Below are 26,866 nucleotides of genomic sequence, written 5' to 3'. Positions count from 1 at the left end.
AATTCCCTTATTTGCAGTGGTGAGCCACACGAAAGCCCACGTGCAAACGATAATTGCGTTTGATTTAGATGGTCGGAGGAAAAGGATTTAACCCACAATTGTTAAATCAATCCCATCCTGTTGCAGGCATCATGGCGACAGTCATCGTGCAATTCAGCAAGATGAGCCGCGCTAACCTGACGGCGTAGAGTAGCACCATGCTCCGGGGGATGCCACCCATCAGGCCAAAACAGGCGGCAGAAATACAAGCGGCGAACACCGTAGGTAAGATATGGGATAGTCTATTAATCTGCGCTCTTCGACAGAAATACCAGGATACATGGATCAGTTACCGCTCAGGGATCATGTCTTTAAACAACACATCAACTTCGCTTTCTTTGGTTTCTGTCAGTACGGGTTGCTCAAGCTGGGGTTCTGCTTGCTGGATCGGCTCTGTCACCGGCACCAAAGATTGCAATAACGCAATTTGCTGTTTCTGTTGTTCAACAATTTCATGCAGCAGCATGATCTGTTCATTGGCCCTCACACTGGCGCGATTGATAAAAAACCAAACCAGAATCACCAGCAGCACAATGAGTGCGACAAAAACCACTTCCAGCATGTCTGAAGCAAAACTACTCATGTCTAAAACCTGTTACGTAACCTGACTCAGGCGCGCATTCTAGCACTGTGCCACCAGACAATTCGACAGTCATACCGCAATTCATCGTCTGGATGCCGGGTTTAGCCCATAAAAAAGCCTGTCGCCGAGACAGGCTAATAGCCGGAATGCGGCCAAAATATTCCAATTTCAGAATGGGTAATCGTGATATCCCATTTGATCAGAGATATTGCGTGCCGCCGTATGCAGCATGGCTACATACTCATGCTTATTTTCTTCCGAGAAACGGATCGTCGGGAAAGAAATACTCAGGCCGGCGATCACCACACCGAAACGATCAAATACCGGAACAGCGATACAACGCAAGCCCTCTTCCTGCTCTTCGTTGTCTTCGCCATATCCCTGCTGGCACACCAGGTCAAGCAGGGGCAATAACTCTTCCGTATTTCCGATAGTGTGTATAGTACTACGCTTGAATTCCACATGAGACAGAATTTCTTTGACCTCTTCACGGTCACGCCAGGCTAACAGCACTTTGCCAATTGCCGTGCTGTGTAGCGGATTCCGGCGACCAATACGGGAATACATACGCAAGTTATACATAGAGTCGATTTTATGGATATAGACGATACTGTCTTCATCCAACGCACCGAGATGAATGGTTTCACGCGTTAACGCCGACAATTCACGCATCTGAATATCTGCACTGCGGATAAGATCAACGTTTTGCAGCGCTTTAGCACCCAATTCAAACAATTTCAGCGTCAGCGAGTATTTCTCTGATTCACCTTCCTGGGCAACATACCCCAGAGATTTCATCGTCTGCAGGAAACGATAAACTGTACTTTTAGACATCATCACACGCTGTGAAAGTTCCGTAATGCCAATTTCACGCTCTTCGCCCAATGCCTGTAAAATACCAAAAACTTTTAAGACTGATGACACGGAATCGGGTTGTTTATCTAAATCTGCAATAGCCATTTTTGTGGTCACCCTACTCAGTATTTTTGTTTTAAAAAAAATAGAACACTTGTTTTAGTATAAAGGGAACGCTTTGAATATGGCAATCAAGCATTACTACAACTGAAAACACGATCAAATATTAACCACGGCAACAATGGAGCTGCCAGGTTAATAATTATTCTATACCCGTCATACTTCAAGTTGCAGGTGCGTTGTTCAACACGCTAGCGTGTTGTTCTGCAACTCGAATTATTTGGGGGTATAAAAGTGAAAAAACCGCACCTTTGACAGGCACGGTTGCAGGACTGTTATTGCCAAACCGAATCAGGTACCTTTGCCAGATACAATGCGGGTTTACCATCGACGTCAGACGTAAACAGGATATGTTTATCATCCGGCGTGAACGATGGATGCGGATGCGTAACCTGGCGGTCGCCTTCCAAAACTTCCCAGGAGGTGTTGTGTTGCGCAACCTGGAAATGTTTCCCTGTTTTCATGTTGAACACATACAGGAAAGGATCGTTTTCAATCTTGTAACCACCGTCATCTTTTACATCCACCGGCGCATTACAGCCATCCCCGACCATCAGCGTACCATCATAATTACTCATCAAGTGAGAACACGGCGGCATTTCCGTTAGTTGACGATTTTCCAACGAGACAGGATCAACACTGCAAATAAACCGATTGGTGCTACCTTTCAGATAAGAAACATAGGCCAGCGCAGAACCATTCGGTACCCAGAACTCATGGGTACAGCTTTCACCTGGTGCATGGTCTTTCACCTTACGCATATTGGAGCCGTCTTCATTGATAAACCACATGCGAGCATCAACCAGATCATGCGGCCCTTCATGACAAAAAGCCACGGTATTATCATCGCCGGGACGATAAATGGGGTGACCCAGCCATTGTTTTTCCTGCAGAATAGTGGTGGCTTCGCCGGTTTTTAGATCGATGCGAATCAAACGGCAACATGGGTTAGTAAAATAGAATTCCTGGAATTTTTTCCAGTCTGTCAGTGGTTTCCAGTCCTCTTTCTTAATCTCAATACCAACCATCTTGGTACAATCAGAGTTAGCAACCCAGGTACCGTACCCAACCCAATCATCCGGCACCTGATAAATATTGGTTTCCTCCAGTGTGTTCAGGTCAACGCGCATCAGATTACGAACATTCTTCACATAGTAAAGCGCATCGTCATCCGGAGATAGAAAGCCACCAAACGTGTTATCGCCGGCACCTTCGGTCAACTGCGTCGCCTGCTGGGTCTTAAGGTCTAATAAATAATAGTTCCACGGCCCATCAAAGGCGCCACCAAACAGCAGTTTGCTGCCATCGTTGGAAAAACACTTCTGATAGAAGTAGTTGCGGTGGCAGATGACATCAGGCGGAGTGAGACGCACCACTTCGGTGCCAGTGACTGAATCCTGGTAAGTATGGAACGTAAAAGAAAGCTTTTTACCTTTGGCCATCTGTAAATCCTTAGCGCTTATCGTGAAAAATCAGACGACTCAGGATGAAAGATACCGGTCATCCCGATCAATCGCCTTATTATACTGGCATTGTAGAAACAACGTTTCATTTTTCCGTGATCGTGATTTTATTTTATAAAACATTCTTTCTTTTTTCACTGGCAGCAGCAAAATATCAGATTATCCACGAGAAAAAACAAAGGCCCCGCAGGGCCTTTGCAACTAACGTAGTCATATGATTATTTGAGGTACTCGCCTGCACGCAACGCTTCAATACGTTTATCCAGCGGCGGATGCGACAGAAACAATTCGCTGAGGGACTTGGATTTACCGTTAATGCAGAATGCCATCATGCTGCTTGCTTCCTGCGGTTCATAACTGGTTTTCAGTCGCTGTAATGCAGCAATCATCTTCTCACGGCCAACCAGCTTCGCCGAACCGGCATCAGCATGGAACTCACGATAACGCGAAAACCACATGGTGATAATACTGGCGAGGATACCAAACACCAACTCCAGTACCATAGAAACTGCCATATAAATCAGTGGATTGCCATTACTGCTCTCTTCGCTATCATCACGATTACCGGAAAGAAAGCTGGTAACAATTTGTGCGATAATACGGGAAATAAAGATTACAAAGGTGTTCACCACTCCCTGCACCAACGTCATCGTGACCATGTCACCGTTAGCAATATGACTGATTTCGTGAGCAATAACCGCTTCTGCCTCATCCCGGCTCATGTTCTGCAACAGACCGGTACTGACTGCAACCAACGAACTGTCACGACGAGCGCCTGTCGCGAACGCATTAATATCCGGCGCATGATAGATAGCGACCTGCGGCATAGCGATTCCCACCTGCTGAGACTGAGCGCGCACTGTCTCCAGCAGCCAGTGTTCGGTTTCATTACGCGGCTGTTCAATCACCTCACCACCGACTGAACGCAGCGCCATCCATTTAGACATCAATAGCGAAATTATCGATCCGCCGAACCCAAACACGCCAGCCATGATAATCAAGCCCGCCATGCTGTTGTGCTGAACTCCCGTCAGACTGAGCACCAGTCCGAATACCACCATCACCGCCAGGTTGGTGAGCAGGAAAAGCGCAATACGCATCATATGATTCAGATATCCTCTATTATTCAGCAAAAGCAACAAAAGTATTTACAACACTCACATCGTATGGGTTGCGCTGCCATTTTCAAGCATTCATAACCCTTTCGTTACCAAATTAACACAACTTTACATTTTTATGATGAGCATTCTGAATGAAAGATGAAACAAGGAACGCAGCACCATCAATGAAAACAGGCGTTCCGCCAGCATCACAGCGGCAGGGAATCTAATGACATGGCGTAGGGAACAAGGAAAATGACTGGCATATTCGCAGATAAAATGTAATTAAATATAAAATTCAATATGTGAGATATCCGTCACAACATTATCAGACGGGTGTGATAATGCCAAAAAACCTCCCGGTTAATGGCATACTCGTTTATTGCTTTTCGCCACAGCACGCACTGATAACTCAAAAATATTGCGATATCTATTCGCATTTACCCTGCTGAAACCATGCCAGTTACATCGTAATGTAGCCATCAAACCAGAGGCGTATCCTCCAGATCTAACAATTTCTCAAACTCTGCTGCCGGCATAGGCCGACCAAACAGATACCCTTGCGCCTGCTCGCATCCTTTGTTGAGCAACCTTTCACACTGTTCTTGTGTTTCGACACCTTCGGCAATCACATCCAGACCAAAACTTTTACCCAGATAAAGGATAGCGCGGACAATCGCCGCATCGGGCGCTGACTCACACATAGCTCGCACGAAAGTCTGGTCAATTTTAAGCCGCGTGACCGGATAATGTTTCAACATACTCAGCGATGCATATCCCGTCCCATAGTCGTCAAAAGCAATGCCAATACCACTGCTCCGCAAATCATTGAGCGGCTTCATCATATTTTCATCATGCCGCAGTATGATGTTTTCCGTAATTTCCAGCTCCAGTGAACCAGGCTTAAGGCCGGTTTGTGTCAGAATGTCTTTGATTTTCTGCGCCAACATGCCTGAGCGAAACTGAGCTGCAAATAAATTGATACTGATACGGAAATTCTCAGCACCAGACCGACACCACTCAGAAGCTTGTTGACAGGCAGACCGTACGACCCAGTCGCCAATACGCTCCGCCCAAGGGCCACGTTCCAGTGCCGCCATAAATGCCGCCGGACCTAATAATCCTTTATAAGGATGACGCCAGCGCAGCAAGGCCTCAGCCCCAACGACCTTACTATCAATCAGGCTGACTTGAGGCTGATAAAACACCTCGAATTCTTCTTGTTCATACGCCCGAATAAACTCCAGTTGGAAAGCATGACGGGCCTGAAATACTTCTCTCAGTTCACGAGTAAAAAAGCGATAACAGTTACGCCCATCGGCTTTCGCTTGATACAACGCCAGATCAGCACTGGTAAGCAAATCCTGCACAGTAGTCCCATGAGCCGGATAAATGACCAACCCAATGCTGGCACTGGTGTTGATTTGCTTATCATCGACCGGTACGGCTTGCGAAATATCATAAATGATTTTTTCCGCTAGTTTTGCCACCTGCTGTTCGTCACTCTGGTTAGGCAACAGGATAGCAAATTCATCTCCCCCCATGCGGGCAACCAGATCGCCGGTATGAACATTATCCTGTAATCGTCTGGCAACGCTGGATAAAATCTCGTCGCCACTGGAGTGGCCGAGGCTATCGTTAATATCCTTGAAGCCATCCAGATCAATAATCATGATGGAGGCTGGTTCACCATTTTTCAGCACCAGATCCAACGTGGATGTTAGCAATGTTCGATTAGCCAGCCCTGTCAGCGGATCACGGTGCGCTTGCAGGAATAACCGTTCCTCGTAACGTTTTCTTTCAGTGATATCACGCAGAATAATGCCATAGCGCGTCTGGTTGTTGTCATGCCACATTGACACTGTCAGCTCGGTTGGAATCAGCGTGCCGGGCAAGGCACGCGTATCCAATTCAATTGAACTGCCTTTAAATATGGCGGTTTTATCTGTCGCCAGATGGTGCAACTGCACGACAAACATATCTGGAACGATAATGCTGATGTGCTCGCCGATAATCTGATCGCGACCATATTCCAGCATTTTTTCTGCCGACTCATTCCAGAAGGTAATCGTCCCTCTGTCATTAACGCAGAGAATGGCATCCGGTGATGATTCGGCAATGTTCTCAAAGCGCGCCTGACTGGCCCGGCGAGCCAGATCCAAACGCCGCATTTCCAACTTGTCCATCACCAGCGCGGCAAAATCCTGCAAATTGTGCGCATCACGAGCACTAAGAGAGGCGCGGGGTTTATTATCGACAATGCACAGCACGCCGATAGGAAGGCCGCCTGGCGTACGCAATGGGATACCAGCGTAAAAACGGATGTGCGGGTCACCGGTAACCAATGGATTATCTTTGAAGCGGGGATCTTTGCGCGTATCGGGGATCACCATGATCCGTTTCTTGAGAATCGCATGTGCACAGAAGGATTCATCTCTGGACGTTTCACATATCGTCATGCCAATGCTGGCCGCAAACAACTGTCGCTCTTCCTCTATCAGAGAAATCCATACGATAGGAACGTTAAAAACGTTAGCCGCCAGATTGATCAAATTGTCAAAACCAGGATCAGACAGCGGTTTACTGATGCCGTACTCTCTTAACGCCGCAAGTCGGCTATCTTCATCTTTATTTGCTGGGGCTCGACTCATGGGGTTCCCCTCACATTATCCATTGTTTTTTCTATCAGAAAAAATTGTAGCCTGTTGTCGCGACGGTGATACCGTAACTTTTCACGCAAAAAAAATCATCGACGAATAAAATCCATCGATATCTTTCGATTAAATTTAAAACGATAACTGGCTACTATCCCTCTTTAGCTCTCTCTTCCCACTCCAGGAAGCGCATCTTTCATGCAAATTATCGGGCAGCATCAACAGAATAGCAAAATGCGGACAAGGAGGAAGACCCTTCGCCAAGATTTTCTGAGATTCTCGGTATTGAATAAAAACAGACACAAACACAAGTGGTTAATTATCTTAATAGATCGTTATTCCCAATCATCAATGCAAACTTGATAACTTATTACTATAAAATGTTATTGCTTGTGACTTTCTATAACCGACATATCACCAGATAATTTTCTATAAATTGGTTAAATGAAGAAAAAAAACTTTTCCTTTAAGAAAATTGACGGGTGAAACTAAAACAACAATTAACTTATCAGCGTTATATCAAGTACTAACCTTAATTCTTATACGGTGATGAAACGAGCAAAAAAAGTAAGCCACCTATTTATTCACTGATGTTATAACAGGCAAAAACTGGGTCTGTGTGCAGAAAACACATTAAAAATAGAAGAGAAAGTAAAGGAATAAGTACAAAATCGATATTACAGAAGTGAGAGAAACAAGTACAGAAAGTGACAATTTGCTGCCAGGCAGCACGTCATAAGATAACCTCACGGAAGCCAGGCCGCCGTGAGGTTTGATTCGATGTCACCATCGATTACATATTGTCGATGATGTCCTGAGCAAACTCGCTACATTTGCGCAGCGTAGCACCTTCCAGCAGACGTTCGAGGTCATAGGTGACGGTCTTGTTCTTAATTGCACCTTCCATGCCTTTCACGATCAGATCAGCTGCTTCAAACCATTGTAGGTGGCGCAGCATCATCTCAGCAGAGAGAATCACAGAACCAGGGTTTACTTTATCCTGACCGGCATACTTCGGTGCCGTACCGTGAGTAGCTTCAAACAGCGCACATTCATCACCAATGTTGGCGCCTGGCGCAATACCGATCCCGCCAACCTGGGCCGCCAGTGCATCAGAAATATAGTCGCCGTTGAGGTTCATACAAGCGATAACATCGTATTCAGCCGGACGCAGCAGAATCTGCTGCAGGAAGGCGTCGGCAATCACATCCTTAATAACGATGTCTTTACCGGTTTTCGGGTTCTTGATTTTCACCCATGGCCCACCGTCGATCAGTTCACCGCCGAATTCGTCACGCGCCAACTGGTAGCCCCAGTCTTTGAACGCGCCTTCGGTAAACTTCATGATGTTGCCTTTGTGTACCAGTGTCACGGAATCACGATCATTAACGATAGCGTATTCGAACGCCGCACGAACCAGACGCTTGGTTCCTTCTTCGGAACAAGGCTTCACACCGATACCACACTGCTGAGGGAAACGGATTTTTTTCACACCCATTTCATCTTGCAGGAACTTGATCACTTTGTCCGCTTCCGGCGTACCGGCTTTCCACTCGATACCAGCATAAATATCTTCGGCGTTTTCACGGAAGATGACCATGTCGGTCAGTTCCGGTTGCTTAACCGGACTCGGCGTACCGTCATAATAACGAACCGGACGCAGACAAACGTACAGGTCCAGTTGCTGACGCAGCGCCACGTTCAGAGAACGGATACCTCCGCCCACTGGCGTGGTCAGCGGTCCTTTGATGGCAACACGGTATTCGCGGATAAGCTCCAGCGTTTCATCCGGCAACCAGACATCTTGACCATACACCTGGGTAGATTTCTCACCGGTGTAAATTTCCATCCAGGAAATTTTGCGCTTACCCTGATAGGCTTTGTTTACTGCGGCATTGACAACGTTAATCATGGCTGGCGTAACATCGACACCAATACCGTCACCCTCGATAAACGGAATAATCGGATTATCCGGCACAACCAGTTTGCCCTGAGCGTCAACCGTAATCTTCTGCCCTTCTGCCGGTACAACTACTTTACTTTCCATTAACTTCTCCTTCGAGCTTCGAGCGCTATTTTTGTTAATGACTTGTAAGATGCGTGTCAATACTACTTGAATATTTAGCCTGAGCCAATCACAAACCATTTCGAGTATAATGGTTTTGTCATCCACAGCCAGTAATATGATGAATAAATTCCCTGTTAAAAATCACAAACTTAAACGTTTCAGCTCTCGGTCTGAAAAAAATAAGACCAAAACGCGTATTGTTTTGTTCAATAAGCCTTTCGATGTCCTTTCTCAGTTTACCGACGAGGGCGGTCGCGCCACGCTGAAAAACTATGTTCCTTTCCACGATATCTATTCAGCCGGGCGGCTTGACAGAGACAGCGAAGGTCTGATGATCCTGACCAATGACGGTAAGCTACAGGCACGCCTGACACAACCCGGCAAGAAAACACCCAAAATCTACTACGCTCAGGTTGAGGGTATTCCTGATGAAGAAGCACTGTGCGCCTTTCGTACCGGACTGATATTGAACGACGGTCCGACGTTGCCAGCCGGCGTAGAGCAAGTGGAAGAACCAGTCTGGTTGTGGCCGCGTCAGCCACCAATCCGCGAGCGTAAGAATATTCCGGTCAGTTGGCTAAAAATCACGCTGTATGAAGGGCGCAACCGTCAGGTAAGACGGATGACGGCGCATATCGGCTATCCGACGCTGCGTTTAATTCGTTACAGTATAGCCAACCAGACTCTTGATGGGTTGCACTCCGGCGAATGGAAGGAGATTGACCATGTTTAAACCACATGTGACCGTGGCCTGCATCGTGCAGGCGGAAGGCTATTTTCTGGTCGTTGAAGAAGAAATTAATCAGCGACGACTATGGAATCAGCCTGCCGGTCATCTTGAAGCGGACGAAACGCTGATTCAGGCGGCACAGCGTGAACTGTTCGAAGAAACCGGCATTCACGCCACACCACAAAGCTTTCTGCAACTGCACCAATGGATCGCACCGGATAACACCCCTTTCCTGCGTTTTAGTTTCACCATCGACCTGCCAGAACGATTGCCCACCACGCCACACGACAGCGACATCGCCTGCTGTCACTGGCTGAAACCGGAAGAAATTCTGCAAGCATCGTGTTTACGTTCACCACTGGTCGCAGCCAGTCTGACGTGTTATCAACGCGGCCAGCGCTATCCACTGAGCCTGCTGGAAGCGTTTAACTGGCCATTTCCCAACCAAGCCTGATGCTGCCTGGCACGCTGTTTCTCAGGCGGCGTGTCGTTTTTTCCCGAAAAAGCGATTTATGGCTACCCCCATTCAGGATGACCGTGCGATCAAGAGAAATGTGCGATCAAGAGAAATGTGTTAACCTGTTGCGCCTGTTTTTCGCTTTAACGCTTTACACCACATCATCAAGTTCGCGAGACGTCCATGTCAGATAACAGCCAGAAAAAAGTCATTGTCGGTATGTCCGGCGGTGTTGACTCATCGGTATCCGCCTACCTGCTACAACAGCAGGGGTATCAGGTTGAAGGCCTGTTCATGAAGAATTGGGAGGAGGATGACGATACAGAGTATTGCTCCGCCGCTACCGATTTGGCTGATGCGCAGGCTGTCTGCGACAAGTTGGGTATAGCACTGCACACCGTTAATTTTGCTGCCGAATATTGGGACAATGTTTTTGAACACTTTCTGGCGGAATACCGCGCTGGCCGCACGCCCAACCCGGATATTCTGTGCAACAAAGAAATCAAATTCAAAGCGTTTCTGGAATTTGCTGCCGAAGATTTGGGTGCGGATTATATTGCCACCGGCCATTACGTACGTCGTCAGGATGTGGATGGCAAAAGCCGCCTACTGCGCGGTCTGGATAGCAACAAGGACCAGAGCTATTTCCTTTACACGCTGAGTCACCAGCAGTTGGCGCAGAGTCTGTTCCCGGTCGGCGAACTGGAAAAACCACAGGTACGGAAAATTGCTGAACAATTGGATCTGGCTACCGCCCGGAAAAAAGACTCTACCGGCATCTGTTTCATCGGCGAGCGCAAATTCCGCGACTTTCTGGCGCGCTACTTGCCTGCACAGCCTGGCCCTATCCTGTCAGCCGACGATGGCAAAGTTATGGGCGAACATCAGGGGCTGATGTACCACACATTAGGACAGCGCAAGGGGCTGGGTATTGGCGGAGTTAAAGAAGGCGGTGACGACCCGTGGTACGTGGTCGATAAAGATGTCGCCGGCAACGTGCTATATGTCGCACAAGGGCATGAACACCCGCGCCTGATGTCTGTCGGGTTGATCGCTCAACAGTTGCACTGGGTCAACCGCGAGCCACTGACCGAACCGCAGCGTTGCACAGTCAAAACCCGTTATCGTCAGGCTGATATTCCCTGCCTTGTTACGCCACTTGACGCTGATCGCATTGAAGTCCGTTTTGACGAACCGGTTGCGGCCGTCACACCGGGTCAATCCGCCGTATTCTATCAGGGTGAAATCTGCCTTGGCGGCGGCATAATCGAAGAGCGCCTTTGCGCCTCATAATCGCCCAATCAAACTAACCAACGGGAACCCTGGTGGTTCCCTTTGTTGTTTCCGGGTTCGCCCCTCAAAACAAGCCAATCACACTATGCGCTGTGTCAAATAAAACACAGTATGGGCACCATTTCCGTTGTCGTGACACTAAACTTTGCATTATCGAACGATCAGGTAAGACGATTTTCAACCTGTGCGGGATTTTACCGGGTTGACGCTGGGTTCATCCTGATTTTTATGGCATGATCACCGCCTTTTTTAGGTTGAGCGAGTGCTTTAGGTGGAGTAATTGCAAACGTGGGCGATATCCACCGACTTTTATTTTTGCTCTGGGGCTGAACCGAAAATACAAACGGTACAACGTGCTCCGGTTTTATTCCGGATTCCCACACCAGCCAGATGATGTTGACAGGAGTAATTGTGGCGAAAAATTATCATGACATTACGCTGGCAATGGCAGGAATCTGCCAGTCTGCTCATTTGGTGCAGCAATTGGCACATCAGGGCAGTTGCAATGCCGATGCGTTAAAAACGTCACTGAAGAGCATCATGAATATTAACCCGTCCAGTACGTTGGATGTGTTTGACAACACGGAATGCCACCTAAAAATCGGCCTGGAAACCCTGCTGGGCATTCTTAACTCCTCACGCGAAGGGCTAGGTGCTGAGCTATCCCGCTACACGTTCAGCCTGATGGTGCTGGAGCGCCGTCTGAACAACAACCGCGATGCGCTGAATGAACTGGGCAATCGCATCAAGCAGTTGGATCGACAACTGGAACATTACGATCTGTTGTCGGATACCTTTATCAATGTGCTGGGGGGCATTTACGTGGATATCATCAGCAAACTCGGCCCGCGCATTCAGGTAACTGGCGCACAGGACGTGCTGAAAAACCCACAGATTCAAGCCAAGGTACGAGCCGTGTTGCTCGCCGGGATTCGTGCGGCGGTGCTTTGGCAGCAGGTAGGCGGTAGTCGGCTGCAATTGATGTTTTCCCGCAATAAGCTGATACGCCACGCACAGGAGATGCTGTCCCGATGCCGCAGTTGATCCGAATGGACACACTTACTGATTGAAGACAGCAGCTTATTCCGGTTAGGCCGCCATCATGCGATACTGTTGATGATGATGCTATTTGTCATGCGTCAGGCTGACGGTAATCAATCTATTATTTTTTATTTGAAAACAATCCCAGGAGTTGCTTGCGATGGAATTATCCTCACTGACCGCCGTTTCCCCTATTGACGGACGCTACGGCGATAAAGTCAGCATGTTGCGCACGATTTTCAGCGAGTACGGTCTGCTGAAATTCCGTGTGCAGGTTGAAGTACGTTGGCTGCAAAAACTGGCGGCCTGTGCAGAAATCAGGGAAGTTCCTGCATTTGACGCCGACGCAAACGCTTTCCTTGACAATATTGTCGCCGAATTCAGCGAAGAAGACGCCGCGCGCATTAAAACTATCGAACGCACCACCAACCACGACGTCAAAGCGGTGGAATATTTCCTGAAGGAAAAAGTGGCATCGGTTCCGGCACTGCACGCTGTGAGCGAATTTATCCATTTCGCCTGCACCTCTGAGGATATCAACAACCTGTCCCATGCCCTGATGCTGGATGCCGCTCGCCGCGATGTGCTGTTGCCGTTCTGGCGTAACATTATCGATGCCATCAAACAGCTGGCACAGCAGTACCGCGATATTCCGCTGCTGTCCCGCACTCACGGTCAGCCAGCCACACCGTCCACCATCGGTAAAGAATTTGCGAATGTCGTCTACCGTATGGAACGCCAGTTCCGTCAACTGCAACAGGTGGAAATTCTCGGCAAAATCAACGGTGCCGTAGGGAACTATAACGCCCATATGGTGGCTTATCCGGCGGTTGACTGGCACCAGTTCAGCGAAAGTTTTGTAACCTCGCTGGGCATTCAGTGGAACCCTTACACCACGCAGATCGAACCCCACGATTACATTGCCGAACTGTTCGACTGTGTCGCCCGTTTCAACACCATTCTGCTCGACTTTGACCGTGATATATGGGGGTACATTGCCCTTAACCACTTCAAACAGAAAACCATCGCTGGCGAAATCGGTTCTTCTACCATGCCGCACAAAGTTAACCCGATCGACTTCGAAAACTCCGAAGGCAATCTGGGGCTGGCTAACGCGGTGATGAGCCACCTCGCCAGCAAATTGCCGGTATCCCGCTGGCAGCGTGACCTGACCGATTCCACGGTGCTGCGTAATCTGGGCGTCGGCGTAGGTTATGCCGTCATCGCTTATCAGGCTTCCCTCAAAGGCATCAGCAAGCTGGAAGTTAACCATGACCATCTGCTGGATGAGCTGGATCACAACTGGGAAGTGCTGGCCGAGCCGATTCAGACGGTGATGCGCCGTTACGGCATTGAAAAACCCTACGAGAAACTCAAAGAACTGACCCGTGGCAAGCGTGTAGATGCTGAAGGTATGCAGGCATTTATCGACGGGCTGGCGCTGCCGGACGACGAAAAAACACGCCTCAAAGCGCTCACCCCGGCTAATTACATCGGCCATGCGGTAAAACTGGTTGACGAACTCTGACTACGCTGTGGGCGGCATCAGTGCCGCCCGACTTATTTCCTGCCTGATTGTTTAGCCTCAGTTGAAAACAACTGTGGATAATGCTGACACACCCGCCATAAATAGGATAATTCTGCTTTTGACTATCCCGAATTGCGGTAAGTGTGCAGGCACGCACAACAAGCTCTGTACAACATGTTGGCCGTTCACTACGTTTGGATAGCTCACGAAACGTTTAATAGCTCTCATCAGGAAAATGACCGAGGAAAACGTCATGCGCATTCTTGTCGTTGAAGATAATGTTCTATTGCGTCATCACCTAAATGTCCAGTTGAATGAAATGGGGCATCAGGTTGATGCGGCAGCGGATGCGAAAGAAGCGGATTATTTCCTTCAGGAACATGCGCCGGACATCGCCATTATCGATCTGGGTCTGCCGGTGGAAGATGGCACCAGTCTGATTCGCCGCTGGCGCACGCATCAGATCAAACTACCGATTCTGGTGCTCACCGCCAGAGAAAGCTGGCAGGAAAAAGTGGCGGTACTGGAAGCCGGAGCCGATGATTACGTCACCAAACCGTTTCACATCGAGGAAGTGGTAGCGCGGATGCAGGCACTGATGCGCCGCAACAGCGGCCTGGCTTCTCAAATCATCAGTCTGCCGCCCTTTGAGGTAGACCTGTCGCGCCGGGAATTGTTAGTACATGGCGAATCGGTCAGGCTGACCGCATTTGAATATACCATCATCGAAACGCTGATCCGCAACAACGGCAAGGTGGTCAGCAAGGAGTCGCTGATGCTGCAACTGTATCCAGACGCCGAATTGCGAGAAAGCCATACTATTGACGTACTCATGGGACGACTGCGTAAAAAACTGCAGTCCGCCGACTCCCACGATGTCATCACCACCGTTCGCGGGCAGGGCTATCGCTTCGATATCTAACCATTCTGGGCGGCCTATTTGACTCTGGACAACATGTTGAGAAAATCTCCTTTTTCGCTGCGTTTTCGCTTTCTTATCGCAACCGCCGCGGTGGTGCTGGCGTTAACGCTCTCCTACGGCATTGTTGCCGTGGTGGGATACAGCTTCAGTTTCGACAAAACGTCGTTCCGCCTGCTGCGCGGTGAAAGCAACCTGTTCTACAGTCTGGCGCAATGGCACGACAATCAGCTCACCATCGCCACGCCGCCTGAAATCGACATTAATTACCCCACGCTGGTGTTTATCTACGATCAGTACGGCAAGCTACTATGGCGGGAACGTGCCGTTCCGGAAATGGAATCGCAGATCAAACCTGAATGGCTGGAAAAAACCGACTATCACGAGCTGGATGCTGACTCCAACACCAGTAATGCGGTATTGCAAGGCAGCGATCCGCAAATGCTGGATAAATTGCACGCCTACAGCTCAGAAGATAAAACACCGTTCACCCATTCGATTGCCGTTAATGTTTACCCGGCGTCTGAGCGTCTGCCCAAGATGGTGATCGTAGTGGTGGACCGCGTGCCGCAGGAATTGCAACAATCGGATATGGTATGGGAATGGTTCCGCTACGTGTTTATCGCTCACCTGCTACTGGTCTTGCCGCTGTTGTGGCTGGCGGCGCACTGGAGCCTGAGGCCAATCAAGCATCTGGTGCATCAAATAAGCGAGCTGGAGCACGGCTCTCGCGAGCATCTGGACGAAAATCCGCCGCAGGAACTGACCAGTCTGGTGCGTAACCTCAACACGCTACTGAACAATGAGCGCCAGCGCTATCACAAATACCGCACCACCCTCACCGACCTGACCCACAGCCTGAAAACGCCGTTGGCCGTATTACAAACTACGCTGCGCTCGCTACGTACCGGCAAAGAGCTAACCATTGAGCAAGCCGAGCCGATCATGCTGACGCAAATCAGCCGCATCTCGCAACAAATCGGCTATTACCTGCACCGCGCCAGCATGAGAACCGAACACCTGACCATCACGCGGGAAGTTCATTCCGTTCCAGCACAACTGGACGCGCTCTGTTCAGCGCTGAACAAAGTGTACCAACGTAAAGGCGTGGTGCTGACCATGGATATCGCCCCGGAACTGACCTTCATTGGCGAAAAAAACGATTTCATGGAAGTGATGGGGAATATTCTCGACAACGCCTGTAAATACTGTCTGGAATTCGTAGAAATCAGCGCTCGTTATTCCGGTCAAAAATTGCATCTGGTGATTGAAGATGACGGTCCCGGTATTCCCGACAGTAAACGGGAGGTCATTTTCCAGCGCGGGCAACGGGCGGACACATTGCGCCCCGGTCAGGGCATAGGGCTATCGGTTGCGGCAGAAATCATCGAGCAATATCAGGGAGAAATCCTGATTGGCGCCAGCCAGCTCGGCGGGGCCAAAGTGGAAGCGATTTTCGGCCAACAGCACCTTGGTTAGCCATACACAACACTGCCAATTATCGTCTGCCGTCGATTGAGTTAGCCAGAACTTTTCAGCCTGCCGTCTCATCTGTGAATGAATGGCGAACACTATCGCGGCGACTTCGTTATACTTGCCGATAGCTCCCTGTTACTGGAAATGCGTTATGAACTACCAACTTAATCTCGACTGGCAAAATTTCCTGACACACCACTGGCAAAAACAACCGGTCATCATCAAAAGTGGTTTCCATCATTTTATCGACCCCATTACCCCGGACGAACTGGCCGGGCTTGCGATGGAAAACGAAGTAGACAGCCGACTGGTCAGCCATCAGGATGGCCGCTGGGATGTCAGTCACGGTCCGTTCGAGCGCTATGACCATCTGGGAGAAAGCAACTGGTCTTTGCTGGTGCAGGCGGTCGATCACTGGCATGAACCTTGCGCCGCACTGATGCGCCCTTTCCGTCAGTTGCCCGACTGGCGCATTGACGACCTGATGATTTCTTTCTCGGTGCCGGGCGGCGGCGTCGGCCCGCATCTTGATCAGTACGATGTCTTCATCATTCAGGGCACTGGCCGCCGCCGCTGGCGCGTCGGTGACAAAGTGCCAATGAAGCAGCACTGCCCACACCCTGACCTGCTACAGGTGGCCCCGTTTGACGCTATTATCGATGAAGAGCTGGAACCCGGCGATATCCTCTACATTCCGCCCAGTTTTCCGCATGAAGGCTACTCGCTGGAAAATTCGCTCAACTACTCGGTCGGCTTTCGTGCGCCCAGCGCCCGTGAGCTGGTCAGCGGCTTTGCCGATTATGTGTTATCCCGTGAGTTAGGCGGCCAGCGCTACAGCGATCCAGACATTCCCACGCGTACCCACCCGGCAGACGTGCTGCCGCAGGAACTGGATAAGCTTCAGAACATGATGCTGGATCTGGTGCAGCATAAAGATGCCTTCCGTCAGTGGTTCGGAGAATTTGTTTCCCAATCGCGTCATGAACTGGATCTGGCGCCGCCGGAGCCGCCTTATCAGCCGGGCGAGGTATACGATCTGATCCAGCAGGGCGAAGCGTTGCGCCGTCTTGGCGGATTGCGGGTGTTACGTATCGGCGAAGAGTGTTTCGTTAACGGCGAGCGTCTGAGCGGCCACCAGCCGCAAGCGATAGCCGCACTGGCACAATATGACGTACTGACTGCCGAATGCCTTGGCGATGCGCTGGATGACCCCTCATTCCTCGCCCAATTGACTGCACTGGTGAACAGCGGTTACTGGTATTTTGTCGACTGATTATCACTGTTACCGCCGCTTAAAACACAGAAGACGCCTGCTGGCGTCTTCTGTGTTATTGCTGTGATATTGCCTTCTGTGAATTGCCTTCTGTAATATTGTCGGCAGCCCACCAACGCCATCAGGCTTTAACCGAAACGTTCTCACTGCTGGTCTGCCGGGTTTTGGCCCGTAATGCGGTCAACTCGGCGATACGCATGATTACCGCAACAGCGCTTTCCATCCCTTCCAGCGTCACAAACTCGTGTTTACCATGCGCATTGTAGCCACCAGTGAATAGATTGGGGCACGGCAGCCCCCGGAAGGACAGTTGCGCGCCATCAGTACCACCGCGAATCGGCTGCATCAACGGCGTGATGCCGCAATCATGCATCGCCTGCTGGGCCAGCGCGATAATATGCGGATACTGCTCCACCTGCTCGCGCATGTTGTAGTAGCTGTCAGTCATCGTGACTTCGATATAACAATCCGGATGCAGCCCTTTCCCCACCGTCTCAGCAATATCCAGCAGGGTTTTCTTACGCCGTTCAAAGCCATCACGCTCAAAATCCCGGATGCTGTAGTGCAGTTCAGCCCGCTCCACGCTCCCTTTCATACTGTGCAGGTGGTAAAAGCCCTGATAGCCTTCGGTCTGTTCCGGTGTCTCATCGACCGGTACGCGTTGATGAAACCGCGTCGCCAGCGACAACGCATTAACCATTACCCCTTTGGCATAACCGGGATGCACATTGTTGCCGATAATCTTCACCACCGCCGACGCTGCATTGAAGTTTTCATACTCCAGCTCACCCACACCGCCGCCATCTACCGTGTAAGCCCATTCAGCGCGGAATGCTTCAACATCAAAATGTTGTGCACCCTTACCGACTTCCTCATCCGGCGTAAAGGCAATGCGAATCTCGCCGTGTGGGATCTGGCGCTTTTTCAGCCGCACCAGCGCAGTCATGATCTCCGCGATTCCCGCTTTGTCATCCGCGCCCAGCAGCGTTTTGCCGTCGGTCGTAATCAGCGTGTGCCCCAACAGATGATGTAGCACCGGGAACATCACCGGTGACAGCACTTCGTCACCCATGCCTAAAGCAATATCACCGCCACGGTAATTTTCCACAATCTGCGGGTTGACATGCTTACCGCTGAAATCCGGCGCGGTATCCATATGGGCGATAAATCCAACCACCGGCACCGGCCAGGCCACATTGGCCGGTAACGTCGCCACCACACAGCCGTGCTTACTGATAGATACCTGCTCAAGCCCCAGCTCAGTTAATTCCTGTCGCAATGCCTGCGCCAGTTTCAATTGCCCTTCTGTGCTCGGCACCTGCCGTACACCCGGCTTGGACTGGGTATCAAACGCAACATAATTCAGAAAACGATCAAGCAATTTTTCCATCATCACCCCCTCCGATGGATTACAAATTTCATTATGTAGAGGGTGTCAGTGCCACATATTGCGTCAGGTCAGTTTTTATTGGCTTTCCACCTGACACAACCACCTCAGGCCGCCCATCATTCAGGGCCGCGAACCTGCAATCATGCCAGACGCGCAATCAATGAAAGCCAGTCACAGCTTAGCAACTCACCAACACAGAGACTGACGACAACCGTCGCCACAAGACAGGAACCTGGGCCGACGGCTCGATATCCGTCGGCCTGCGAAAGTTACAACCACTCGTAATATTGACCAAGACTCTTATCGCAGCCGCAGCAGCCACCGCATTTTGGTGCCGCTTCACCGCTGTGAAAGCGGATTTTGCCTTTTTGCACCCACACCTCCAGCATTCCTTCCACCACACCCGGCTCTGCCTGAAAAGCGGTGCTGATGTCTTGCAGCGACACCTTTTTTCTTTCGCGGACAAAATCCCGCAATTCGAGTAGCGTCATCATCTCTCCCCGGCGGGTGTAGGCCCGCCTGACTGCTTATTCCACTTCCCCTACCGGCACACGCTGGCGTTGCAAGCCATTGCGACGCAACAGCATCACGGTGACACACAACATCGCGGCAACGCCCAACAGCACGCACAGCGAATACAGCGGGTGCTGACCAAAACGCCCAATCTGATATACCACTACCGAGGTGCTATACCCAATCTGGATGGTCCATCCGGCACAGAACAGCGTCCAGGCGGTACCCACCTCACGCCAGATGGCCGATACCGCCGCCACGCAAGGGATATATAACAGCACCATCAACAGGTAGCTGAACGCGCCCAGTTGACCATCAAAAAGCTGGCCTATCACCGTCAGTGAGGTCACGGAAAATTTATTATCTTTGGCAATCGTGGCGGTATCACTCAAATCACCAACATTGATCCCCAACGGGTTAAGCACCGCGTCCCCCAGTTTGCCGAGATTTTCCGGAATGGTTGCCAACGCGCCCTGAACACCACCGAGCAAGCTAAACGTTTTTTCCTCTGCTTTCGCATTGCCGCCCTGCGACGCCGCCATCGCGCCATACAGTGAATCCAACGTACCGACAACCGCTTCCTTGGCGAAAATTCCGGTGAATACACCGACTGCCGCCGGCCAGTTCTCTTCCCGAATTCCCATCGGTTTAAATACCGGCACAATCGCTTGTCCCACCGCCGACAGCACCGACTTCTGGGTATTCTGATTACCAAAGGAGCCGTCCGTCCCCATCGAGTTAAGAAAACCCAGCACCGTCACCACCACCACAATCAGCCGTCCGGCACGCAACAGGAACCCTTTCAGGCGCTCCCAGGTACGGATCAGCACGCTGCGCAGGCTGGGCAGGTGATAAGGCGGAATCTCCATGACAAACGCGGACGCATCGCCTTTCAGCGCTGTATTTTTCAACAAAAAGCCGGTGGCAATCGCCGCAGCGATACCGACCAGATACAGCCCGAACACCAGATTCTGCCCCCCCTCGACAAACAAGGCGGAAGCAAACAGCACGTATACCGGCAACCGCGCGCCGCAAGACATAAACGGCGCCATCATCACCGTCACCACACGGTCGCTATGGCGCTCCATGGTGCGGGTCGCCATCACCGCAGGCACGTTGCAGCCAAAGCCGACAATCAGCGGCACAAACGCTTTCCCCGGCAAACCGATGCTGCGCATAAACCGGTCCATCACGAACGCCGCCCGCGCCATATAACCGGAGTCCTCCAGCCAGGACAGGAACAGATACAGACAGCCGATCACCGGAATAAAGGTGGACACGGTCTGAATACCGCCGCCCACGCCATCCGCCAGCAGGGTTTTCAGCCATTCAGGGGTATTCAACGCCAGCAACAGCTCACCGAACCCATCCACCATCAGGGTGCCGAACAGCTTGTCGAAGAAATCGGTAAAGGCGCTGCCGATATTGATGGTGAAGACAAACATCAGGTACATCACCAACAGGAAGATCGGAATACCGAAGAAACGATGCAGCACAACGCGGTCAATCTTGTCGGTCAGGGTGGCAGAGGCTTCGCCACGACGGGTGATCACCTCACGCGCTACCGCTCCCACAAACTGATAACGCGCGTCCGCCAGAAAGATATCCAGCTCGTCGTCATACTCGGCGACCAGCCGGGTCACTTCGGCATCGGCAAAGGCCAGCGTATCCGCAGGTACTCGGTTACGCACCGTCACATCGCCTTCCAGCAACTGAATTGCCAGCCAATAGGGGTTACGAATCGCGGGTTGCCCCTGCAACTGATCCGCAATCGCCTGCGCGGCCTGGCTCAGCGGCGCATCGTAAGGAATCGATACCGCCGAAATCACCGGTTGCGCCAGCGCGGCATGGCACACCTCATGCAACATCCCGATACCTTTCTTCTGGCTGGCGGTAATCGGGATGACCGGGCATCCCAGACGCTGCTGCAAACCGGCGATATCAATATCCAGCTTACGTGCGGCGGCGATATCCATCATATTGACGGCCACCACCATTGGCACCTGCATATCCAGCAACTGCGCGGTGAGGTACAGATTTCGCTCCAGATTAGAGGCATCAACGATATTCAGTACCAGATTGGCTTCGCCGGACAGGATGTAATCACGCGCCACCCGTTCGTCTTCCGAACTTTCGGAAGACGGATTCAGCGAGTACACCCCCGGCAAATCCACCAACGTCACCTGTTGCTGCTGATAACGGTAGCTTCCGACTTTCTTTTCTACCGTCACGCCCGGCCAGTTGCCAACGGTCTGCTTACCGCCGGTCAGGACGTTGAATAACGTCGTTTTGCCACAGTTCGGGTTACCCACCACGCAAATTACGGGTTGCGTACTCATAAAAAATCCTTACCTACCCGGATTAACATTTTTCCAGTATCAAAATCTGTGCTTCGCCTTTACGCACGCTAATTGCGGCACCGCGCAGACGCAGCTCAATCGGGTCGCCCAACGGCGCCACACGCGACACCGAAAACTCCACCCCCGGCGTAACGCCCAGCGCCAGCAGACGTTTGCGGTAATCCGCCGATCCTTTCTGAAATCCCAGCACACGCCACTGTGTGCCCACTGCCAATGCTTCCAGTGTCATCGCTGTGTTGCCCTCATACTCACTTGTTGCACCAGAGAAACGACTGTTGTCGTGAACCTGTCTTTCTAGAAAACAATGGTTATAAAACGGCTGTAATGCTGATTATGGCTGTGGCGACACCCACACCTGCTTACCCATCTCCCAGTTGATTGCCACCCGGCTGTCACCGGCGGCTAGCATCAACGGCTGATTGGCATCACGCTGAATCACACGAACCTGCCCGCCGACGCGGATGCCAAGCTCGGTCAGCCGCTGCTGGTATTCGCCCGTTGAACGAATTCGCGCCACCACAGCATTGACGTTAAGAGGGAGATCAAGCAGCGTTTGAAGACTCAGAGCCATACGACATTCCTTCACTGACAGGTGCGACATCCCGCCGGTTGAACCGCGCGGCGACGATGCATCAAAGCAACTAATAACGATTATCAATCATATTCCTGTCTGTAAGCGGCCTCTTGATGTGCATCAAGGGAGGTGAAGATTGGGGAAAGGTACCGCGCTTATGGGGAGTGTTAGAAATTCTGTGTCATTCCGGTAATATACAATCAAAAAGGAATGACATATGTCCCAGCCCTTCGATTTCGATAAAGCGCTTAAAGCCCTCCAGTCCGGTCAGGCATTAACGGGCAAAGATGGTATCTTAACGCCTTTAATCAAACAGTTAACGGAAGCTGCCCTGTCTGCGGAACTGGACTCTCATCTGGCTCAGGACATTGAAGCTAACCGTAAAAATGGCTCCGGCAAAAAGACCATTAAAGCCCCGACGGGCAGCTTCGAGCTGGCGACTCCGCGCGATCGTAATGGCACTTTTGAACCCCAGTTGGTGAAAAAACATCAGACCACGTTATCCGACGAGATCGAACACAAGATCATTCGCCTGTTTGCACTGGGGATGAGCTATCAGGACATTAGCCGGGAGATCGAAGATTTATATGCCTTCAGCGTGTCCACTGCCACCATCAGTGCAGTAACCGATAAAGTCATCCCTGAACTAAAACAGTGGCAACAGCGCCCGCTGGAGCAGGTTTATCCCTTCGTCTGGCTGGACGCTATTCACTATAAAATTCGGGAAGATGGCCGCTATCAGAGCAAAGCGGTTTACACCGTGCTGGCCCTGAATCTGGAAGGTAAAAAGGAAGTTCTGGGCCTGTATCTGTCAGAAAGTGAGGGGGCTAACTTCTGGCTGTCGGTATTAAGCGACCTGCAAAATCGCGGTGTTAAAGACATTCTGATTGCCTGCGTGGACGGGCTGACCGGCTTCCCAGAGGCAATAAACAGCATTTATCCGCAGACGGAAGTGCAGTTGTGCGTCATTCATCAGATACGCAATTCGATTAAATATGTGGCCTCAAAGCACCATAAAGCCTTCATGACCGACCTGAAGCCAGTCTACCGTGCAGTGTCAAAAGAAGCGGCCGAAATGGCACTGGATGAGCTGGAAGCGAAATGGGGGTTGCAGTATCCGGTGGTGCTCCAGTCGTGGCGACGCAAGTGGGACAATCTGTCAGCGTACTTCCGCTATCCGGCAAATATCCGCAAAGTCATTTACACCACAAATGCTATCGAATCGGTGCACAGACAGTTCAGGAAGCTGACCAAAACCAAAGGTGCTTTCCCGAATGAAAACAGTCTGTTGAAGCTGCTTTATCTGGGGCCGATGAACGCACAGGAAAAATGGACAATGCCCATCCAGAGCTGGAATTTGACATTATCACAGTTGGCCATTTATTTTGAAGGGCGACTAAATAACGTGATGACGTTGTAGAATTTTTAACGTGACACAGAATTCTGAACGCTCTCCGCTTATGTCTGAAACCGCTGCAATGATGAAGGTTGCCCGGTCGTAATCAACTTACATGAACTGTCTGCCAATCACGCTCGGCAGTCTCACCCGGAGGGAACTAACGTTTGCGGTAATGTCCCGCTATTTTTCGGGAGGTAAGTAGTGCGCGCAGCACACGAACAATTGATTCCTCAACGCTATACACGATGATGAACGGGAAACGTGGAACCACCAGTTTTCGCTACTTCTCCGTCTTCCCAGCCTGTCACGCTCAGCATCCGGCTGCTCCACCTGACGTATTGAGGCATGAACCACCTGCAACGCCTGGATGGTACATAACCAGAGGTTGCATACACCACCTGATAATCCATCACGCCTCTCCGGTCGCTTTCCTGTGCATGGCTTTCAGTTTGCTCCTAACCTCTTCGCCGATCAGGGCCGTACTTTCACCACGTTGCAGTGATTCCCAGGCTGGCACAACCTGCTCGCGCAACCAGTTATCAACCGCATTGTCACGGGCCATCAGCGCACGCGGGCTTTCACCTGAGCGGCCATTTCATTCGGTAATGTAATACTCATATGCTGTGTCGTTCTCATCGCGAACCTCTTTGCATCCCAATGGGTAGGATTTAATCATATCCATTTTTTCACTCTTGTCAGGTGATGGATTGCCAGCCACTTCATCCACCACCAGATCGGCCAGCAGCCTGTTTTCATCACTGCACCACCGCCCAGAACACCCGCGAGCTGTGGCACTGTCTCGAAGGACTCAGCATCGAACCCTTTGACCCGGACGCCGCCGCCAACTGGATTAAACATTATCCCGGCGGCCTTAAGTTCGCCGAGTAATCAACACCTCACCCCAGCCCGCGCCGGGGTTTTTGTTTTAACCGAGGGGTGTCGGGGCATGGCCCTGACCGGGTGGTTTTGGGGACACGGCCCACTGGCGGTGGCCACAAAACATTTCCTGTCCGGGGGTTGAAGCTTTTTCGGGCAACCCTGCCACAACCCACCCTCAAGGGCCGCTGGCTGGAAGATCTCGGTTTTAACACCGGACAGCCGGTTATCGTCACCGTCGAGCGCGGGCGACTGGTGATTGAGGCGGAGATTAGGATCTAACCGGTAAAAATGACGATCCCGGCGCGGGGCCGGGATTGAGTAATTATTTTATAATTTTCGATTATCCTGTCGCTCCCTAAACTTCCCTTTAAGCCAGATACCAAGGCCCAATATTGAGCCTCCAGTAACACCTTTTTTAAGAGAAGTAGATAAAGACTCTTTCCAATCAAAATCAAATACACCGATTTTAAAATAGACTATGACAGCAGCAATGAGATAACCAACTATTACAGCGACAAAAATAATACAGACACAATAAAATATTAAAATCACCAAATCATTAAGATTGATTTTTTTCATTTTTTACTCTCTAAAGCATCAAGCATTTTTTGTGTATTTCCTCCAGTAACCTCACCCACCGTTGATCCTGTAACGGTCCCTATTAGTTCGGAACTTCCATCTTTAAGCACTGGTTTCAACTGATTTGTAACTACCTTACCTGCTTTATCACCGATCACAGCCCCAACACCTGCGCCAATTATTGCATTAGTCGGATCTTCACCTTTGAATGCCCCTCCAACCGCAGCACCACCCATACTTATAGCGGCTGACACTTGCCAACTTTTACCCGTTCCCAATGCTGCCGTCACTCCAGCCATCACCGCATCGACATAACTGAAAGGATCCTGACCACTAAGTTGAGAACCGGCATTCACTACCGTACCTATTGCCGCATTGGCCGCCATACTTTCTTTTATAGTCAGGCCAAGAACATTACTGCCAAACAACATGACCGGGTCACCAATACTCGCATTGGATTTGTGATAACCCCATGTATTCATAATGCTCTGGGCTTTTCGCTGTGCTTCCGTCTGAGGGGCTGATTTCAGGTAATCCTGCCCCGACAGCATCCCGGCTATCAGCTCTTTGGTCACGGCTTCCCCATATTGAGCTTGCATCTCGGAAGCATAGACCCTCAGATAACTGGCAAGCTCGGTACGCTCGGCGGCAGTCATCGAGCCAGGATCTTTGCTGAACTTGGCAACCAGTGCGTCACCTCGTTTATCCGCATTTTCAAGCCCCAGGTACTCTTTCGCTGTTTCCAGAGATTTATCACCTTTCAGTATTTTTTCCGCCAGTTCATCCCGTTTCGCTGAGGATGTACTGCTTAAAAAGTTATTCTCCACAACAACTTCTTCCGTTGCGAAGTCAGCCGACGAACTCACTTTTTCCCTGTGCGGTCAGTCGGTTACAGCCGGTTTTCCCTGAGGCGTTTCGATACCCGGACACCGAAGCCCCGATACGCGGTTTTGGCCCCCGACACGCTACCGCCCTGCCGTGGATTTTGCCTGCAACCCCCGCATCATAGCAGCGGCGGCAGCCGCTGCCATCCGCTGTCTGGGGTTTGGTTTTTTAGGGGCCGGTTTGGGGTTTCATCGCAACCCGTGACGGGGCCACAGCTTGCCTGTGGCGCCGGCGTGGGTTCTGCCGGTGCGGACGGCACAGAGTCCGCAAGCGACGCCCTGCGGCGCTCTGTCGCGCCGACGGTTAAGGCGAAGAGGCACCTGCATGACCACGCCACACCGGGGCGGGGGCGAAGGCTGGCCGGCACGGGAACGAGCAAGGAGGGAACCGACTGCGAGCCGTGACGGACAGATGCAGCGGGTGGGCATGAAGCCCTTCAGCGGAGGCCCGACGGGCCGACTTCTTCCTGGGGGTTGGGGTTGAGGATAACGCGAGGGGGATACCGGATGACGTCGGGACTCAACGCCGACGCCGGTGTTTCCGGCGACACCAGCGGCCAGGAAGCCGAAGAACGCACACCGGAGCAGACAGCGGAAGGCGAAGCCTTGCGCGCCGCGCCCAACCCGCGCTGCCGGTGGCGGGGGCGCAAGACATAATGCGGATTATACGATACGAGCCGCACACCACC

At 51.1% G+C, this 26,866-nt stretch carries 24 protein-coding genes and 2 pseudogenes; 11 read left to right on the top strand and 15 right to left on the bottom strand.

Features of this window, described 5'->3' with window-relative positions; translation table 11 throughout:
- Positions 1–328 precede the first annotated feature (328 nt).
- From Dpoa569_RS08980 to icd, 6 genes are all read right to left on the bottom strand, one after another.
- On the bottom strand, positions 329–622 hold the full coding sequence (locus Dpoa569_RS08980; protein ID WP_042870731.1) for a YebO family protein: 294 nt from the start codon (positions 620–622) through the stop codon (positions 329–331).
- A gap of 168 nt (positions 623–790) precedes the next feature.
- Positions 791–1,582, bottom strand: a complete 792-nt coding sequence (kdgR, locus tag Dpoa569_RS08975; protein WP_042870733.1) for a DNA-binding transcriptional regulator KdgR — start codon at positions 1,580–1,582, stop codon at positions 791–793.
- A 290-nt stretch (positions 1,583–1,872) separates the two neighbouring features.
- A complete protein-coding gene (ogl, locus tag Dpoa569_RS08970) occupies positions 1,873–3,039 on the bottom strand; it encodes an oligogalacturonate lyase (protein ID WP_042870736.1) in 1,167 nt (388 codons plus the stop codon).
- 239 nt (positions 3,040–3,278) lie between these two features.
- Positions 3,279–4,163, bottom strand: a complete 885-nt coding sequence (gene htpX, locus Dpoa569_RS08965; RefSeq protein ID WP_042870740.1) for a protease HtpX — start codon at positions 4,161–4,163, stop codon at positions 3,279–3,281.
- Between the two features lie 479 nt (positions 4,164–4,642).
- Positions 4,643–6,811 carry a sensor domain-containing phosphodiesterase gene (locus Dpoa569_RS08960; protein WP_042870742.1) on the bottom strand — a complete coding sequence of 723 codons (2,169 nt, stop codon included), beginning with the start codon at positions 6,809–6,811 and terminating at the stop codon, positions 4,643–4,645.
- A 796-nt stretch (positions 6,812–7,607) separates the two neighbouring features.
- Positions 7,608–8,861: an NADP-dependent isocitrate dehydrogenase gene (icd, locus tag Dpoa569_RS08955; RefSeq protein ID WP_042870746.1), complete on the bottom strand. Its 1,254-nt coding sequence runs from the start codon at positions 8,859–8,861 to the stop codon at positions 7,608–7,610.
- Positions 8,862–9,000: 139 nt separating this feature from the next.
- Here icd and rluE point away from each other — a divergent pair, with 139 nt between their 5' ends.
- The 8 genes from rluE (at position 9,001) to Dpoa569_RS08915 (ending at position 17,599) form a co-directional block, all read left to right on the top strand.
- Entirely contained in the window at positions 9,001–9,615 is a 615-nt protein-coding gene (gene rluE / locus Dpoa569_RS08950) for a 23S rRNA pseudouridine(2457) synthase RluE (protein ID WP_168641698.1), read from the top strand.
- Positions 9,608–10,066: an NUDIX hydrolase gene (locus tag Dpoa569_RS08945; RefSeq protein ID WP_042870748.1), complete on the top strand. Its 459-nt coding sequence runs from the start codon at positions 9,608–9,610 to the stop codon at positions 10,064–10,066. Before rluE ends, Dpoa569_RS08945 begins: the two co-directional genes overlap by 8 nt.
- 186 nt (positions 10,067–10,252) lie before the next feature.
- Positions 10,253–11,362, top strand: coding sequence for a tRNA 2-thiouridine(34) synthase MnmA (gene mnmA, locus Dpoa569_RS08940; protein WP_042870750.1), 1,110 nt, complete (start codon positions 10,253–10,255; stop codon positions 11,360–11,362).
- A gap of 411 nt (positions 11,363–11,773) precedes the next feature.
- The gene (hflD, locus tag Dpoa569_RS08935; protein WP_042870752.1) at positions 11,774–12,406 is read left to right on the top strand and encodes a high frequency lysogenization protein HflD; all 633 of its coding nucleotides are present in this window, start codon (positions 11,774–11,776) and stop codon (positions 12,404–12,406) included.
- A gap of 157 nt (positions 12,407–12,563) precedes the next feature.
- Positions 12,564–13,931 carry an adenylosuccinate lyase gene (purB, locus tag Dpoa569_RS08930; protein WP_042870754.1) on the top strand — a complete coding sequence of 456 codons (1,368 nt, stop codon included), beginning with the start codon at positions 12,564–12,566 and terminating at the stop codon, positions 13,929–13,931.
- A 253-nt stretch (positions 13,932–14,184) separates the two neighbouring features.
- Positions 14,185–14,853, top strand: a complete 669-nt coding sequence (gene phoP / locus Dpoa569_RS08925) for a two-component system response regulator PhoP (protein WP_042873924.1) — start codon at positions 14,185–14,187, stop codon at positions 14,851–14,853.
- 33 nt (positions 14,854–14,886) lie between these two features.
- Positions 14,887–16,329, top strand: a complete 1,443-nt coding sequence (gene phoQ, locus Dpoa569_RS08920; protein WP_042870756.1) for a two-component system sensor histidine kinase PhoQ — start codon at positions 14,887–14,889, stop codon at positions 16,327–16,329.
- Between the two features lie 148 nt (positions 16,330–16,477).
- A complete protein-coding gene (locus Dpoa569_RS08915; protein ID WP_042870758.1) occupies positions 16,478–17,599 on the top strand; it encodes a ribosomal protein uL16 3-hydroxylase in 1,122 nt (373 codons plus the stop codon).
- Between the two features lie 121 nt (positions 17,600–17,720).
- Here Dpoa569_RS08915 and pepT read toward each other — a convergent pair whose 3' ends face one another.
- The 5 genes from pepT to Dpoa569_RS08890 form a co-directional block, all read right to left on the bottom strand.
- Positions 17,721–18,989 carry a peptidase T gene (gene pepT / locus Dpoa569_RS08910; protein ID WP_042870760.1) on the bottom strand — a complete coding sequence of 423 codons (1,269 nt, stop codon included), beginning with the start codon at positions 18,987–18,989 and terminating at the stop codon, positions 17,721–17,723.
- A 269-nt stretch (positions 18,990–19,258) separates the two neighbouring features.
- Positions 19,259–19,480: a FeoC-like transcriptional regulator gene (locus Dpoa569_RS08905; protein ID WP_042870762.1), complete on the bottom strand. Its 222-nt coding sequence runs from the start codon at positions 19,478–19,480 to the stop codon at positions 19,259–19,261.
- 36 nt (positions 19,481–19,516) lie between these two features.
- The gene (gene feoB, locus Dpoa569_RS08900) at positions 19,517–21,841 is read right to left on the bottom strand and encodes a Fe(2+) transporter permease subunit FeoB (RefSeq protein WP_146411254.1); all 2,325 of its coding nucleotides are present in this window, start codon (positions 21,839–21,841) and stop codon (positions 19,517–19,519) included.
- Between the two features lie 22 nt (positions 21,842–21,863).
- Positions 21,864–22,091, bottom strand: coding sequence for a FeoA family protein (locus tag Dpoa569_RS08895; RefSeq protein ID WP_012769649.1), 228 nt, complete (start codon positions 22,089–22,091; stop codon positions 21,864–21,866).
- 102 nt (positions 22,092–22,193) lie between these two features.
- Positions 22,194–22,433: a FeoA family protein gene (locus tag Dpoa569_RS08890; protein ID WP_042870764.1), complete on the bottom strand. Its 240-nt coding sequence runs from the start codon at positions 22,431–22,433 to the stop codon at positions 22,194–22,196.
- Positions 22,434–22,653: 220 nt separating this feature from the next.
- Between Dpoa569_RS08890 and Dpoa569_RS08885 the strand changes: the two genes are divergently transcribed.
- On the top strand, positions 22,654–23,856 hold the full coding sequence (locus Dpoa569_RS08885; RefSeq protein WP_146411252.1) for an IS256 family transposase: 1,203 nt from the start codon (positions 22,654–22,656) through the stop codon (positions 23,854–23,856).
- 388 nt (positions 23,857–24,244) lie between these two features.
- Here Dpoa569_RS08885 and Dpoa569_RS08880 read toward each other — a convergent pair.
- Positions 24,245–24,471 (bottom strand): annotated as a pseudogene (locus Dpoa569_RS08880) (type II toxin-antitoxin system ParD family antitoxin).
- 36 nt (positions 24,472–24,507) lie between these two features.
- Positions 24,508–24,693, bottom strand: coding sequence for a hypothetical protein (locus tag Dpoa569_RS08875; RefSeq protein ID WP_042873702.1), 186 nt, complete (start codon positions 24,691–24,693; stop codon positions 24,508–24,510).
- A gap of 183 nt (positions 24,694–24,876) precedes the next feature.
- On the opposite strand from Dpoa569_RS08875, the pseudogene Dpoa569_RS19590 reads away from it, so the two are divergent.
- A pseudogene (locus Dpoa569_RS19590) lies at positions 24,877–24,993 on the top strand (SymE family type I addiction module toxin); the annotation flags it as partial.
- 48 nt (positions 24,994–25,041) lie between these two features.
- Here the strand turns inward: Dpoa569_RS19590 and Dpoa569_RS08865 are convergent.
- Together Dpoa569_RS08865 and Dpoa569_RS08860 are read right to left on the bottom strand one after the other, a co-directional pair.
- Positions 25,042–25,293, bottom strand: coding sequence for a hypothetical protein (locus tag Dpoa569_RS08865; protein ID WP_042873703.1), 252 nt, complete (start codon positions 25,291–25,293; stop codon positions 25,042–25,044).
- Complete coding sequence (locus Dpoa569_RS08860; protein WP_227983171.1) at positions 25,290–26,159, bottom strand: hypothetical protein; 870 nt, start codon at positions 26,157–26,159, stop codon at positions 25,290–25,292. Before Dpoa569_RS08860 ends, Dpoa569_RS08865 begins: the two co-directional genes overlap by 4 nt.
- Before the next feature lie 498 nt (positions 26,160–26,657).
- Here Dpoa569_RS08860 and Dpoa569_RS19585 point away from each other — a divergent pair, with 498 nt between their 5' ends.
- A complete protein-coding gene (locus Dpoa569_RS19585) occupies positions 26,658–26,834 on the top strand; it encodes a hypothetical protein (RefSeq protein WP_227983169.1) in 177 nt (58 codons plus the stop codon).
- Positions 26,835–26,866: the final 32 nt, after the last annotated feature.

The organism is Dickeya poaceiphila (assembly GCF_007858975.2).
GTDB lineage: Bacteria > Pseudomonadota > Gammaproteobacteria > Enterobacterales > Enterobacteriaceae > Dickeya > Dickeya poaceiphila.
This window is presented reverse-complemented; position numbering and strand designations above follow the sequence as displayed.